The sequence below is a fragment of the Mycobacterium sp. IDUB_39 genome, assembly GCF_055419205.1.
On sequence record NZ_JBVAXF010000005.1, the window covers coordinates 162033 to 176119 of the forward strand.

General features: G+C 67.3%; 16 protein-coding genes. 11 read left to right on the forward strand and 5 right to left on the reverse strand.

The window, feature by feature from the left end:
- Window positions 1-25: 25 nt before the first annotated feature.
- Window positions 26-988 (reverse strand): non-homologous end-joining DNA ligase, encoded by a 963-nt coding sequence (gene ligD, locus ACZY0X_RS19445; protein ID WP_463772719.1) that lies wholly within the window; start codon window positions 986-988, stop codon window positions 26-28.
- Between the two features lie 79 nt (window positions 989-1067).
- Between ligD and ACZY0X_RS19450 the strand changes: the two genes are divergently transcribed.
- Both ACZY0X_RS19450 and ACZY0X_RS19455 read left to right on the forward strand, forming a co-directional pair.
- Entirely contained in the window at window positions 1068-1559 is a 492-nt protein-coding gene (locus ACZY0X_RS19450; RefSeq protein WP_463772720.1) for a MarR family winged helix-turn-helix transcriptional regulator, read from the forward strand.
- Between the two features lie 25 nt (window positions 1560-1584).
- Window positions 1585-2001 (forward strand): DUF5313 domain-containing protein, encoded by a 417-nt coding sequence (locus ACZY0X_RS19455; protein WP_463772722.1) that lies wholly within the window; start codon window positions 1585-1587, stop codon window positions 1999-2001.
- A 26-nt stretch (window positions 2002-2027) separates the two neighbouring features.
- Here ACZY0X_RS19455 and ACZY0X_RS19460 read toward each other — a convergent pair whose 3' ends face one another.
- Window positions 2028-3359 carry an MFS transporter gene (locus ACZY0X_RS19460; protein WP_463773360.1) on the reverse strand — a complete coding sequence of 444 codons (1332 nt, stop codon included), beginning with the start codon at window positions 3357-3359 and terminating at the stop codon, window positions 2028-2030.
- A gap of 92 nt (window positions 3360-3451) precedes the next feature.
- Complete coding sequence (locus ACZY0X_RS19465) at window positions 3452-4144, reverse strand: potassium channel family protein (protein ID WP_463773362.1); 693 nt, start codon at window positions 4142-4144, stop codon at window positions 3452-3454.
- 130 nt (window positions 4145-4274) lie between these two features.
- On the opposite strand from ACZY0X_RS19465, the gene ACZY0X_RS19470 reads away from it, so the two are divergent.
- Together ACZY0X_RS19470 and ACZY0X_RS19475 are read left to right on the forward strand one after the other, a co-directional pair.
- Window positions 4275-5771 (forward strand): potassium/proton antiporter, encoded by a 1497-nt coding sequence (locus tag ACZY0X_RS19470; protein WP_463772724.1) that lies wholly within the window; start codon window positions 4275-4277, stop codon window positions 5769-5771.
- Between the two features lie 82 nt (window positions 5772-5853).
- Window positions 5854-7038 (forward strand): metallophosphoesterase, encoded by a 1185-nt coding sequence (locus ACZY0X_RS19475; RefSeq protein ID WP_463772726.1) that lies wholly within the window; start codon window positions 5854-5856, stop codon window positions 7036-7038.
- 11 nt (window positions 7039-7049) lie between these two features.
- On the opposite strand, the gene ACZY0X_RS19480 is transcribed toward ACZY0X_RS19475, so the two are convergent.
- A complete protein-coding gene (locus tag ACZY0X_RS19480) occupies window positions 7050-7466 on the reverse strand; it encodes a hypothetical protein (protein ID WP_463773363.1) in 417 nt (138 codons plus the stop codon).
- Window positions 7467-7715: 249 nt separating this feature from the next.
- Between ACZY0X_RS19480 and ACZY0X_RS19485 the strand changes: the two genes are divergently transcribed.
- The 7 genes from ACZY0X_RS19485 to ACZY0X_RS19515 all read left to right on the forward strand — a co-directional run bounded on the left by ACZY0X_RS19485 (window position 7716) and on the right by ACZY0X_RS19515 (window position 12971).
- On the forward strand, window positions 7716-8444 hold the full coding sequence (locus tag ACZY0X_RS19485) for a cutinase family protein (protein WP_463772727.1): 729 nt from the start codon (window positions 7716-7718) through the stop codon (window positions 8442-8444).
- A 94-nt stretch (window positions 8445-8538) separates the two neighbouring features.
- Complete coding sequence (locus ACZY0X_RS19490) at window positions 8539-9189, forward strand: DUF3159 domain-containing protein (protein WP_463772729.1); 651 nt, start codon at window positions 8539-8541, stop codon at window positions 9187-9189.
- Between the two features lie 70 nt (window positions 9190-9259).
- Window positions 9260-9781, forward strand: coding sequence for a hypothetical protein (locus ACZY0X_RS19495; RefSeq protein ID WP_463772730.1), 522 nt, complete (start codon window positions 9260-9262; stop codon window positions 9779-9781).
- A gap of 146 nt (window positions 9782-9927) precedes the next feature.
- Window positions 9928-10584, forward strand: coding sequence for a DUF3105 domain-containing protein (locus ACZY0X_RS19500; protein ID WP_463773364.1), 657 nt, complete (start codon window positions 9928-9930; stop codon window positions 10582-10584).
- Window positions 10585-10587: 3 nt separating this feature from the next.
- Entirely contained in the window at window positions 10588-11262 is a 675-nt protein-coding gene (locus ACZY0X_RS19505) for a DUF305 domain-containing protein (RefSeq protein WP_463772731.1), read from the forward strand.
- Between the two features lie 229 nt (window positions 11263-11491).
- Complete coding sequence (locus ACZY0X_RS19510) at window positions 11492-12598, forward strand: L,D-transpeptidase (protein ID WP_463772732.1); 1107 nt, start codon at window positions 11492-11494, stop codon at window positions 12596-12598.
- Window positions 12591-12971 carry a BlaI/MecI/CopY family transcriptional regulator gene (locus ACZY0X_RS19515; protein WP_463772733.1) on the forward strand — a complete coding sequence of 127 codons (381 nt, stop codon included), beginning with the start codon at window positions 12591-12593 and terminating at the stop codon, window positions 12969-12971. Before ACZY0X_RS19510 ends, ACZY0X_RS19515 begins: the two co-directional genes overlap by 8 nt.
- Before the next feature lie 72 nt (window positions 12972-13043).
- Here ACZY0X_RS19515 and ACZY0X_RS19520 read toward each other — a convergent pair whose 3' ends face one another.
- The gene (locus ACZY0X_RS19520) at window positions 13044-14030 is read right to left on the reverse strand and encodes a magnesium transporter CorA family protein (RefSeq protein WP_463772735.1); all 987 of its coding nucleotides are present in this window, start codon (window positions 14028-14030) and stop codon (window positions 13044-13046) included.
- Between the last annotated feature and the right edge of the window lie 57 nt (window positions 14031-14087).

The following is a 14087-nucleotide window of genomic DNA, read 5'->3' on the forward strand; positions in this document are numbered from 1 at the left end:
TAGTAGACCCGGGGGTGAGCTCGCTCTACCCCGTGTCGTCCTCGGCCCGCCGGACCCGGGCGCGTCGCTTGCCCTCATGCATCGCAGCAACCCGCGCGACCGGGATCGTCCGGCCGTGCTCGATGAGATCGGTCGGCAACCGCTGCGGGGCAGGCATCGCCTCGGCCCACGGATCAGCGCCTGCCAGGGCCTCGATCGCGGTGTGCACCGTGAAGTCGGTGGGGCGGACACGGTCCAGATCCGACCAGGCGACGGGGAACGAAACGGGTGTGCCGGGGCGGAAGCGGGGGCTGTACGCCGCGACGACGGTGGCGCCACCGGCCCTGGTGGAGTCCACGAAAACCCTGCCGCCGCGGTCGGCCACGATGAACGCCGTCGTGGCCACGTCGGGATCGAGTGCCTCGGTTCGCGCGGCCAGCGCGCGGGTGGCGGCGGCCACGTCGTCGACCGGAACGGTGTCATCGACGGGTACGAACACGTGAAGTCCCTTGGCCCCGCTCGTCTTCACCACGCCGACCAGGCCGGCGTCCTGCAACGCCCGGCGAACCAGGTGCGCCACGGTGACCACGGCGGCGAAGTCATCGTCGGCGGGTGGATCCAGGTCGAGGACCAGGTGCGTGGGCCGGTAGACGTTATCGGCCAGACCCAGGGTCGGGTGGTACTCGATGGCGCGTTGATTGGCCAGCCAGATCAGCGTCCGCCGGTCATTGCACAGCGGATAGTGGACCTCTCGCTGTGAGGTCTCGGCCCACATCGACACCGTCGCGACCCACTCCGGGGTGTAGGCGGGCACGTTCTTCTGCATGAATGCGCGTCCGCGCAGCACTCGCAGCACGGTCAGTGGACGGCCGGTCAGGCCGGGCAGTATGCGATCGGCCACCGCGTCGAGGTAGTCGACGAGGTCGCGCTTGGTCGCATTGGAGTCAGCGCTGAGCGGCTGGTCGAGGTTGGTCAGCTCAACGCCGTGCCGCTGCTCCCCGGCGGTCATGGCCCCACCCTAGAGCGAAGCGGTAGCTGTGACACCTGCGACATTGTTAGTGCACTAATTAAGTGGGTACGATGAAAACATGGCCGCACCGACCGTCCCCGACGTCGATCCGCTCGCTCTCGAGCAGCAGGTGTGCTTCGCCCTGGCCGTCACCAATCGGGCCGTCCTGGCCGTCTATCGCCCGCTACTCGAGCCGCTTGGCCTGACTCACCCGCAGTACCTGGTGATGCTGGCGCTCTGGGATCATCGCAAGGTGTCCACTGAGTCGCGGTCGCCGTTATCGGTGAAGCAGATCGCGACGGCTCTGCAATTGGACTCGGCGACGCTCTCGCCAATGCTCAAGCGCCTCGAGGCACTCGGTCTGGTGACCCGCACTCGAAGTGCGACCGACGAGCGTGCCACCGACGTGGATCTCACCGAGGCCGGAATCGCCTTGCGTGACAAGGCACTCGACATACCGCCAACCGTCGTCGCGCGCCTCGGTGTGGATCTTCCAGAACTCGAGCGACTGCACAAGGCGTTGACCCGTGTCAACGTCGCCGCCCTGGCAGCGGGCGCACTCAAACCCTGAACCCCTCCGACCCACAGGAGTCACCATGGCCGCCGACAAGCCAAACCTCTGGCAGTACATCACCTACTGTTACGGGCGCAGGCTGCCCGATTCGATGCAGCGTTGGGTGGCAGAGGATCTGGCCGGCCAGGGCGCGGTCCGCCGCCACGTCATCCGGATGGCGATCCCGCCGCTGCTCGTGCTGGCCCCGCTGTGGCTGATCCCGACGACGTTCTACGTCCATCTGGAGATGACGGCGCCGATCTATATCTGGGCGGTGTTGATGGCGATCGCGTTGAACAAGGTGTGGCGTCGGCACCGGCTGGCCAAGCACGGCCTCGACCCCAACTTGGTCGACGTGATCAAGCGCAAGCGTGACGCGCACATGCACGAGGACTACGAGCGCCGCTTCGGGCCGCGGCCCGAGGAAGCCAAGTGGCAGAAGAACAGCAGCCCCTTCTGAGACCTGCCGTGCACCGGGCTACCGGGCTACCGGGCGCCGCTGACGTGCGCTCCGGCCGTGTGCGGCAGCCGTAGCGTCTCGATGATGGTCACGGCCATCACCGCGCCCAACAGGAGATAGGTCAGCGAGTAGGACCCGACCGTTGCGACGATCAGCGCGGCCACCGCGATGCCGAAACCCGCAGCGAGTTCCTGCACCGATGCGTTGAGGGTGTTGGCGTGCGTCAGATCGTCGCCGTCGACGTCGGCGAACGCCAGGCTGTTGTAGGCGGTGAAACCGGTCGAGCGCAGCACACCGCTGACCAGGAGGACGCCAAGAATCAACACGAGTGGAAGTCCCGGAGCGAGTGACGCGAGCAGGCCGAAACAGGCCACCGATGCGACGCCGTTGACGAGCAGCACCCGGCGGATGCCGAATCGGCGCATCAGCGGTGTGGTCGCCGGCTTGATGGCCAGGTTTCCGATGAAGAGCACCGACACCGCGAGGCCCGCCGCCAGCGGCGACCACCCGAATTCGAGCTGAAACTGCAGCGGTAGCAGAAACGGCACCGCGACGATGACAGCGCGGTACAGCGAGCCGGCCGTCACCGTGATGCGCAAGGTCGTGATGCGCAGCACCCGAAGTCGGATGAGCGGGTACTTCGAACGCAGCAGATGAAAGACCGTCGCGCCGAACAACACTGCGGCGAATACGCTGCCGACGATCACGGCCGTCGGTGCGGCACCCCGTTGGCCGATGTGTTCCAGAGTGAGAAGCGCCGCGGTGATCGCCGACCCCATCATCAGCAGCCCGCGCCAGTCCAGCGGCCGGGCAGTCGGCGTGGGTGCGCCGTGGATCAACCTGAGCGCCAACAGGAATCCGACGATGCCGATCGGGATGTTGATGAGGAAGATCCACCGCCACGACCCCACGGTCACGATCGCCCCGCCAAGCGCCACGGCGATGATGGGTGCGGCCAGCGCCGGCCAGGTCAGCAGGGCGATGGCGCGGACCAGATCGGACTTGCCGCAGTTGCGCAGCACCGCGAGCCTGCCGACGGGCACCATCATCGCGCCGCCGACACCCTGCAGTACCCGCATGGCCACCAACATCGGGAGCGACACACTCGCCGCGCAGCCGATCGACGCGATGGTGAACACGACGATCGCGGTGATGAACACCCGCCGGATGCCGAACCTGTCGGCCAGCCAGCCACTCACGGGGATGAGTACCGCCACCGTCACCAGGTATGCCGAGATCGCGGCGCTCACATTGACAGCCGCGACGCCGAACGAGTCGGCGATGAGCGGGATCGCCGGAGCGATGATCGTCGCGTCGAGGATCTCCATGAAGAATGCGCCGGCCACCAACAGGGCCATACCCCTGGGGAACGGTCGGGAGGTCTGCGCGTCGTTCACCGTCGGAACCGTAGTGGCATGGCGCTCGTCGCGTCGCTGCGGCGAGTTGTCCGTCAGGGGTCGTGCTTGACAGATACGCGTGAAGGCTCCGCGCTGTGGATGGCCGCCCGAATCGACTGCTCCAGGGAGCTGTCGGCGACGAACAGCAACTCGTCACCGGCCTCCAGAATCTGATCCGGCTGCGACACCATGACCCGGCCATCCCGGATCAGGGTCACCAGCGCGGTGTTGCCCGGAAGCGCCAGCTCGTCCACGCGCTGCCCGACGAGCGGGTTGTCCGCGGGCAGCGTCAGTTTCGTCAGATCGGCGCGGCCCTCTCGCAGCCCCATCAGTCGGACGAGGTGGCCCACATCTATGGCGCCCTCGATACCGGCCACCAGTGCGCCCGGAGTCGACACGGCGACGTCGATGCCCCACTCCTGGCTGAAGAGCCACTCATTGCGGACGTCGTTGATGCGTGCCACAACTCGTGGAACACCGAACTCGGACTTGGCGAGCAGGCCGACGACGAGGTTGGACTTGTCGTCACCTGTGGCGGCGATCAACACATCGCATGTCTGTGCGCCCGCCTCCTCGAGTGCGGACAACTCGCATGCGTCGGCGTTGAGCCAGTCCGCGCCTGGCACCGTCTGTGGCTCGAAGCGCCGCCGCTCGCGCTCGATCAACAGCACCTTGTGGCCGTAGTCGAGCAATTCACGCGCGACGGAGCGCCCGACATTGCCGGCACCGGCAATGCCCACCCGCATTCTGCGCTCCGCCATGGGTTCATCTTGTCGCATCGGGAGGCGACGCGCGTGGGCTCGGCGGCGACGGACAACGCCTACTGGCAGGGCCGTCTACTGATTTACTGATGGCTCTGCCTGGACGGGAACGAAATTGAGTTTGCACGAGCTGTATCTGGCCTTGCTGATCGGTGGCTTCGTGCTGCTGGCAAGCATCGTCGGCACGCGCGTGGCGACGGGCGTGGGATTTCCCAGCCTGCTCTTCTTCCTGCTGGTCGGTGTCGTGCTCGGCGAGGACGGGTTCGGTCTGGACTTCGACAACGTCGAACTGGCCAGGAACGTGTGCACGGCCGGGCTCGCCGTGATCCTCGTCGAAGGTGGTCTGACCACCCGGTTTACCGATATCCGCAAGGTGTTGGCACCCGCGGGCGCGTTGGCCACCGTCGGCGTGGTGATCAGCACGTTGATCACCGCGGCCGGTGCGCACGTGCTGCTCCGAATGGACTGGCAGCTCGCCCTGCTGCTCGGCGCGATCGTGTCGTCCACCGACGCCGCAGCGGTCTTCTCGGTGCTGCGCGTACTCCCGTTGCCCAGACGCGTCGCCGGTCTGCTCGAGGCTGAGTCCGGGTTCAACGACGCTCCCGCGGTGATCCTCGTGCTGATGTTCAGCGTGGTGCCCTTCGTCTTCGAGCCGGAGAGCGCGATCGCCGGCATCGTGTTCGAACTGCTCGCCGGGTCGGCGATTGGTCTGGCTGTGGGATTCGTCGGCGCCTTCGCGCTGCGCCGTATCGCGTTGCCGGCCTCCGGCCTGTACCCGATTGCGACATTCGGCCTGGGTCTTGTCGCCTTCGCGGCCGCCGGCACTGTTCATGCCAGCGGTTTCATCGCCGCCTACCTGGCCGCCGTGGTGCTGGCCAACTCCGGGCTACCGCACAGGTCGGCGACGCGATCATTCGCCGAGGGCCTCGGCTGGTTGGCGCAGATCGGCCTCTTCGTGCTCCTCGGATTGCTGGTCAACCCGAGCGAACTCGGCTCCGCCGTGGTGCCTGCGATCATCGTCGGTCTCGTTCTGCTCCTCGTTGCGCGACCGCTGTCGGTCGTGGGATCGCTTGCCGCGTTCAACATCCCGTGGCGCGAACAGGTCTTCCTGTCGTGGGCGGGCCTACGCGGTGCGGTGCCCGTCGTGTTGGCGACATTCCCGATCGTCGCCGGTGTGCCCGACAGCTCCCGACTGCTCAACATCGTGTTTCTCCTGGTGGTGGTGTTCACCCTGGTTCAGGGGCCGAGCCTGCGTCCGATCGCACAGGCGCTGGGCCTGATCACCCGTGAGTCCACCCGCGAGATTCAGGTCGAGGCGGCGCCGCTGGATGTCCTCGACGCGGAGCTCCTGACGATGACGGTGCAACCGACGTCACGCCTGCACAACGTCACGATCCTCGAACTCCGGCTGCCCGACCCGGCGGTGATCACGCTGATCATCCGAGACGGTCACACGTTCGTCCCGCTGCCCGACACCCGGATCGAGGCCGGTGACGAGCTGCTCATCGTCACCACCAGCAAGATCCGGGCGGCCGCCGAGTCGAGGCTGCGCGCCGTCAGCCGCCGGGGCAAGCTCGCCCACTGGTTCGACGAGTACGGCGCCGCCGACTGACGCCGGATCTCCACGGCCGCCGTCGCGTCCGCCGGTACCGTCGAGGGATCAGCTGCCGCCGACCAGATCGAGATACTCCGCGATGACAGAAACCCCCGCCGCCGTCGTGGAACCCGAGACGCCGACCCGGCGACCGCGTATCTGGCTGCGGGTGCTCATCGTGTCGGCGATCCTGCTGCTGCTCTTCTCGGTGCCGTGGTGGACGCTGCTGTCAGCTGGCACCCGGTGGCCGACGGCAGTGGTCATCGCCGGATCGAGCACATTGGTGGCGGTCTTCATCGCACTGCCCGCGCTGTTGGTGCTGGGACACGGTCGCCACCGGGATCGGGCCGCCGCGATCGGTGACGCGCTGCTGGGTGTGGTCTGGGTCCTGTTCGTCTGGTCGGTTCTGGCCCAGGTGCTGCGATTGGCGTTGTTCATCTTCGGCGTCGACGATCCGGTGCGCTCCCGCGTGGTGGCCGGCGCGGTGGTGGCGGTGGTGCTCGCCCTCCTCGTCTGGGGCTACGTCGAGGCGATGCGCGTGCCGCGCATCAAACACGTCGACGTGGCGATCGCCGGTCTCGGCCAGGGGCTCGCCGGGGTGCGCGTCGCGATGATCACTGACACCCACTACGGGCCGATCGATCGCACCCGATGGTCGTCGTCGGTGATGGATCGCGTCAACGCACTCGATGCCGACATCGTGTGCCACGTCGGCGATATCGCCGACGGAACCCCTGCGGTGCGGGAACGACAGGCCGCGCCGCTTGCCACGGTTCGAGCCCGGCTCGCCCGCGTGTACGTCACCGGTAACCACGAGTACTTTCACGAGGCGCAGGGCTGGCTCGACTACATGGCCGACATCGGCTGGGACGTCCTGCACAACCGGCATATCGTCGTTGAACGCGACGGAGCGCAGCTCGTCGTCGCCGGTGTCGACGACGCGACGGCGCTGGCGTCGGGCGTCGACGGACACGGGGCGAACCTCGAGAGGGCACTCGCGGGCGCCGATGCCGCACTGCCGGTGCTACTGCTCGCGCACCAGCCCAAGCAGGTGCCGCAGGCCGTCGAGGCCGGCGTCGATCTCCAGCTGTCGGGGCACACCCACGGCGGACAGATCTGGCCGTTCAACTTCCTGGTCAGACTCGACCAACCCGTGGTTGCCGGCTTGAGCAGGCACGGTGCTCGAACGCAGCTCTACACCAGCCGGGGTACCGGTTTCTGGGGCCCGCCGTTCCGGGTGTTCGCGCCCAGTGAGATCACCATGCTGACGCTGCGTCGCGGCTGATCCAAGACGCGCTAGGGCGCGGGGACGGTGATGCAACCGACTCCGGGAACACAACCCTCGCCGCCACCGGGGCCGCCCGATCCGCTGGGTCCACCGGGTATCGAGCCGCCGCCGCCACCGGGTCCACCGCCGCCGGTCGGGCCACCCGGGATGGAGCCGCCGCCACCCTCGGGACCGCCGCCGCCGGTCGGGCCACCGGGGATGGAGCCGCTGCCGCCCTCGGGACCGCCGGTGCCAGTTGGGCCGCCGGTGGCGGGTGCCGGTGGACTGATGTCCGTGGTGCTCGGAGCGGTGGACACACTGATCGACGTCGTCGTGGTGGTGGTGGTGGTGTCCGAGGGCGCTTCCTCGCTGGAGCCACACGCCGCGAGCAGGGGAGTGGCCGCCAGTGCCGCGCTGAATCCCACGACCGCCGTCCATCGGCGCATCGCTGGCCAGCGGGATTCCTCGGGTGATGGGGCAGTTGCCTGGTGCATCGTCATGGTTGTGACCGCTCCTCGTCGCGGGGACTGTTTGGTGTGACATGCCTTCCCGCAACCGGCCCACCTGAATCCTGATCACGGCAACCAATCGGATTCGATGTGATCTACGCGCCACCCGGCCTGGGGATGGAATTCATCTGATGACACCGAGGTTCGACCCAGTACAGCTACCAAAAACCTGACCTAGGAGAACCCATGCGCGCCGATCTGACTCACCACACCGGCGGCGTCTCCGCATCGGCCAGGCGGGTGATGGCGGCCCTGGGTGGCGGACTGCTCGCAGTCGCAGGCGCGCTGACCCTCGCGCCCACCGCATCGGCCGCCGACAGCTGTTCGGACGTCGAGGTCGTGTTCGCCCGCGGCACGGCCGAACCCGCGGGAGTCGGTGTTGTCGGTCAGGCGTTCGTCGACGCCCTCGAGAGCGATCTCAACGGAAAGTCCGTCGGCGTGTACGCGGTGAACTACCCCGCCTCCTACGACTTCCTGAAGGCCTCCGACGGCGCCAATGACGCCAGCGCCTACGTGCAGCGCATCGCGGCGTCGTGTCCGGACACCAGCATCGTGCTCGGTGGCTACTCGCAGGGAGCGGCCGTCGTCGACTTCGTCACCGCCCCGGCGGGATCGCTCTTCGGATTCGCAAATCCTATGCCCGCCAACGTCGCCGACCACGTCGCCGCGGTCGCGGTCTTCGGCAACCCGTCGAACCGGATCGGTCAACCGCTCACAGCGCTGAGCCCGGTGTACGGACCCAGGACCATCGATCTGTGCAACGGCGCCGATCCGGTCTGCTCCACGGGCAACGACCGCCCCGCCCACAGCCAGTACGTGCAGGCCGGACTCGCGAGCCAGGCGGCGAACTTCGTCGCGGCGCGGATCAACGACCGTGGCGCCGCACCCGTGACGCAGCTGGCGGCGACTGAGTAATCGGCTCGGGGCTCGTACCGATCCGCATCGGTACGCTCGATTGGGACCGCCCCCCGACCGCACGCCGGTCCAACCCCGAGGGAACGCGACGCCCGTGACACACACTCACACGCCGTACGAGGCGCTGTTGGCGCGCGTCGGCGGGATTCGGGGAATGGTCTACACCGCGGTTCCGGTCACCGTCTTCGCGGCGACCAACACCGCGTCGGGCCTAGTGCCCGCCATCGTGGCCTCCCTCGGTATCGCGGCGATCATCGCGATCTGGCAGCTGGTACGACGCGAGTCAACCCGCCCCGCGCTGCTGGGATTCGCCGGCGTCGCGGTGTCTGGCGGGTTCGCCTTCGTCACCGGGCAGGCCAAGGACTTCTATCTGCCCGGCATTTGGGCCTATCTCGTCATGGCGATCGTGTTCACGATCTCGCTGCTCGTCGGGCGGCCCCTCGTCGGTGTCGGATGGGCGTGGCTCACCGGACGCGACCAGACGTGGCGGAGTGTGGCACGGGTCCGCCGTGTCTTCGCACTGGTCACCGCCGTGATGGCCGCGGTGTCGTGGTCACGGTTCATGGTCCAGTACTACCTGTACGACACCAATCAGTCGGGGCTTCTGGCGGTCGCGCGCATCGCGATGGGCTGGCCGGTGTTCGTGGTGACGTCGACGCTCATCTTTCTGGCGATCCGCATCGCCATTCGTGCGCTGCCCCGCACCCCGTTGGGTGACGGCGAACCACAATCCTCGGCGGCGTAGGCCTCAAGAGGCCGCCGCGGTGGAGGCATACTGGCCGAATGACCGAGATCACAACGCAAGGCCGTCCCCGATGAGGGCGATCTGGTGCGTGCCGATCCTCACGGTGACCGCAGTCCTGCTCGCGGGTTGCGGTGGGTCCGATAAGGACAGCGATGCAACGGATTCGACGTCATCCGAGGCTTCGGCGGAGGCTTCGGTAGCGCGGCCCAACCGGGACCCGGGAGTGGACAAGTACCCGCTGGGAGAGGGCAACTACATCCTCGAGAGCGACCCGGGGTGGATTCACTTTAGAACCGCCGCCGGCATGTCCTGCGGGATCGGTCCGGTGGGCCGCATCGTGGGGTGCGATGCCGTTCCGTCCGATGCTCCGGCGGGCGCCAACCAGACCGCGATCGAGGGCAACCGCCCCGCCGTCTACCGCAAGTCGGACACGCCGACGTTCACCCGGGCCGTCGACGTCCTGCCCGAGGGGCACCGGCTGACCAACGGTGCCACCCGATGCGCCGTCGGCGCCGGGGAGACGGTGACATGCGAAACCGTCGGCGGAGCACATGGTTTCGTGGTCTCGCCCAGCCGCGGGGTGCTCTGGTAACAGATGGATAGAGTGAGATCAATGCACGACGGCGCGGTCGGTACGGACTCGCGCGTTGATCCGACGGCGGAGTGACTGAACACATGGCAGATGACAAGAGTGAACCGGAAGAGTCCACCGAGCGCCGCGGACCCGACGTGAGCCGGATGTTCGCCGGTATGCCCTGGGGCACCATCATCGCCACGGTCGCGGTGATCGCCGTCGTCGTCATCGGCGCGGTCTTCGGGCCGCGGCTCTTTGGAGGTGACGACGCCGCCGCACCACCGGATGCGAGCAGCGACCCGTCGCTGAAGATCCCCGGCGTGGTGCGGGCCGAGTACCCCGCCGGCGACCATGTCACCGGCGATCAACGCGTCGCCTATGACCAGTCGCCACCGTTCGGCGGTGCACACGACGCCGTGTGGGCAGTGTGCACCGGGGTCGTCTACCCCACCGCGATTCGTAATGAGAACGCCGTGCACTCCCTCGAACACGGCGCGGTCTGGATCACCTACGACCCGGAGCGGCTGACGGCCGACCAGATCGACGGACTGGCGATGATGGTCGAGGGCCAGCCGTACACGATGATGTCGCCCTACCCCGGTCTGGACACCCCGCTGTCGGTGCAGTCATGGGGCCACCAGCTCAAGCTGGATGATCCCCAGGACCCGAGGCTCGTCGAGTTCATCGAGGCACTGCGCCTAAACGAGAGCGTGTACCCCGAACCGGGCGCCAGCTGCGCCTCGCCCTACTTCGACGTCGACAATCCGCCGGCGTTCGACCCGACACCGCCGGGACCCGACGCGGTTCCGGTCAGGAAGTAGCCGATGCACGTCAGCGGCCCGGCCCGGCGAGCGGCGCTCCTCGTGCTCGGGGCCGTCGTCCTGCTGGCCGCGGGGTTCGGAATCGGCCTGCTCACGGGGGACCGTGCCGAGCGCGCGCGCCCCGGGGCCGTCGATATCGGCTTCGCCCAGGACATGTCGGTCCACCACACCCAGGCGGTCGACATGGCCACCACCGAACTACTCGGCGGGGCCGATCCCGCGGTGAAGAACCTGGCGTTCGACATCCTGACATCGCAGCAGAGCCAGATAGGGCGCATGCAGGGCTGGCTGACGTCGTGGGGGGAACCGCTGCTGCCGACCGACGGCTACATGGGATGGATGGGGCATGGGGATGACATGCAGCATTCGCACGGCGACGACATGCACGGCACGCACCGCTCGGCTGGCGCGGTCGCCGCGATGCCGGGCATGGCCAGCGCCGACGATCTGGCCAGGCTGCGGCGCGCCGACCCGGCCGAGCGGGACGTGCTGTTCCTGCAGTTGATGCTGCGCCACCATCAGGGCGGCACTGACATGCTCGCCGCGGCGGCCGACGGGGCGGAGGTCGGCTACGTGCGCGACCTCGCCCGGCAGATGTTGGCGACGCAGACATCCGAGAGCGCGCTGATGACCGATATGCTGCACCAACGCGGCGCTGCCGTCCTTCCGCTGCGATAGGCCGCGTTGGGAGCGGACCGCCGCCGAATTCATCTACGATGTTGATACGTAGATCGCTCGCGCTCAGACCCCGGAGGCGTCCTTGACTGTCCAACGTCGGCACCGGCTCCTTGTGTCGACCGCCGTCGCCAGCGTCATCGCACTCGTTGCGGTATCCCAAAGTGGTTCATCCGCAACGTCTGTCGCTGATCCAGTCACGACATCCAAGTTCGGCACACAGTTGGAACTCATGCCGCCGACCATGGCCATCACCCCGGCCTCCGGTGCACAGGACGTCGGACCGGTGGACGCGGTGCGCGTCACCGCCACGTCGGGAACGCTGACCGACGTACGGATGACCAACGAAGCGGGACGCGTGGTCGCCGGCCAGATGACTCCGGACAGGCGCGCATGGCAGCCCACCGAACCCCTCGGCTACGGACGCGACTACGTGCTGAGCGCGACGGGTCGCGGCACCGACGCCACAGTCCAGACCCAGACCTCACGCTTCTCGACTGTGGTTCCCGACACCCAGACCGGGGTGTCGCTGCGGACGACTGCCGTCGCTCCCTTGGCCGAGGGCGGTACCTACGGCGTCGGGACCGTCATCGTCGCGCAGTTCGACGCACCCGTCGTCGACCGCGCCGCGGCACAACAGCGAATGAAGGTCACCACCCAACCCCCGGTGGAGGGCGCGTGGTCGTGGGTCAACGATCGCAAGGCGCACTGGCGTCCCCGCGAGTACTACCCCGCCGGCACCCGGGTGACCGTCGAGGCGAACGTCTACGGCGCGAATCTGGGCGGCGGCCTCTACGGCGACGAGGACCGGCGGGTCAGCTTCCAGATCGGTCGGTCGCACGTGTCGATCGCGGACGATGTGACCAAGCAGGTCAGCGTTTTCGTCGACGGTCAGCTTGTGCGGACCATGCCGACGTCGATGGGGCGCGGCGGAACGACCACGGCGGGAAGCGGGCCGATTCACTTCTGGACTCAGCGCGGGGTCTACACCGTGATGGAGAAGGCGAACCCGGTGTTGATGGACTCCTCGACCTACGGCCTGCCGGTGGACTCCGCAGCGGGGTACAAGATCAGCGTCCCGTATGCCACGCGGATCAGCCCCGACGGCATCTACCTGCACCAACTCGAGGACACGGTGTGGGCGCAGGGCAATAGCAACGTCTCGGCGGGCTGCCTGAACCTGAGCGCTGAGAACGCGAAGTGGTTCTTCGATCTGGCCCAGCCCGGCGACGTCGTCGAGGTGCGTAACACCGGTGGCCCGCCACTGGAGCAGTGGCAGAACGGTGACTGGAGCGTCCCCTGGGACGTCTGGCTCAAGGGCAGCGCGATCCGTGCCTGAGAACCGGGGGTTCGGCGACCTGGAAGCCGTCGTGATGGAACGAGTGTGGTCGGCCGACGACCCGGTGACGGTGCGAGATGTCTTCGCCGATCTCGTCACCCAGCGCGAGATCGCCTACACCACAGTCATGTCCACGATGGACAACCTGCACCGCAAGGGCTGGCTGAACCGCACCCGCGAGGGCAAGGCGTACAGCTACTGGCCAGCCATGACGCGCGAACAGCGTTCGGCGAACCTCATGCGTGATGCGTTCCAGTCCGGCGGTGACACTCACCTGGTCCTGAACTTCTTCCTCGAGCAGATGAGCGGCGAGGAGTCAGCACAGCTCCGTGCCGTGCTGCGCAAGGCAGCGCGTCGCAAGTCCTCGACCTAGCCCGCCGAACGTGAAGAAGTGTTCGAGCTGCGCGGGAGATCTCGCAATCTTGTTCACGTTCGTGAGGTGGCGTCAGAGCCAGTCGCGGCGGCGGAACATCACATACAACACCACCACCGCCAGCAGGATGACCACCGAGCTGGCGATGAAACCCGCGACGGTGTTGATACCCGGGTAGTCGACGTTCTGGCCGTAGAAACCCGTGACCGCGGTCGGCACCGCGATGATCGCCGCCCAGCCGGTGAGCTTCTTCATCACGGTGTTGAGCCTGGCGTCCTGAAGCGACAGGTTGGTCTCGAAAACGGTCGTGACCATGTCGCGCAGCGACTCCGTCCACTCCGATGCGCGCAGCACGTGGTCATAGAGATCGGCGTACAGCGGATCCAGCTCGGGAGAGATCTTGGCGTCCATCCGGCGGTGCTGGATGGCGCTGACCACCTCGCGCATCGGCAGCACCACACGGCGTAGTTCCACCAGGTCCTTGCGAAACCGAAAGGTGCGGCGCTGCAGTCCTCGCGTGGGCCCGCCATCGGCGAACAACTCGTCCTCGAGGGACTCGATACCGTCGTCAAGCGTCTGCACGGCCTGGAAGTGCCCGTCCACCACGACATCGAGCAACCCGTGCACCAGCGCGCCGACGCCGTGCTGCTGACCGCCGAGTTCGTCGAAGCGTTCCGACACCTCGTCCATGTCGAACTCCGGCGGGAGACGCACCGTGATGAGCCCACGGGGTAACACGAATCCCGAGATGCGGTGCTTGATCAACGTCGAGGTGGTGTCATCCTGCGCCGGCACGGTCTGAATCGCGTACACGGTGAAGAAGGTGTGGGTGCGATACACCGTGGCCTTGGTGCGCTCCTTGGGCGCCGTCGCGTCCTCGACGGCCCAGATGTTCAACCCGAGTTCGTCGGCGAGTGCGGCGAGAGCGGCGTGGTCGGGGGCGTAAACGTCGGCCCACACCAGTGTTTCCTCGTCGGCCAGATATGTCGAGATCTCCTCGAAGGAGAATCCGTCCTGCGGCTCACCGGATTTCCACACTCGCCCGCGTACCTCGGTCATGAAGCCATCATGTACCGAAAAACCGTCCTCCGCCGCCGATCTCGATTGCGCACCAAA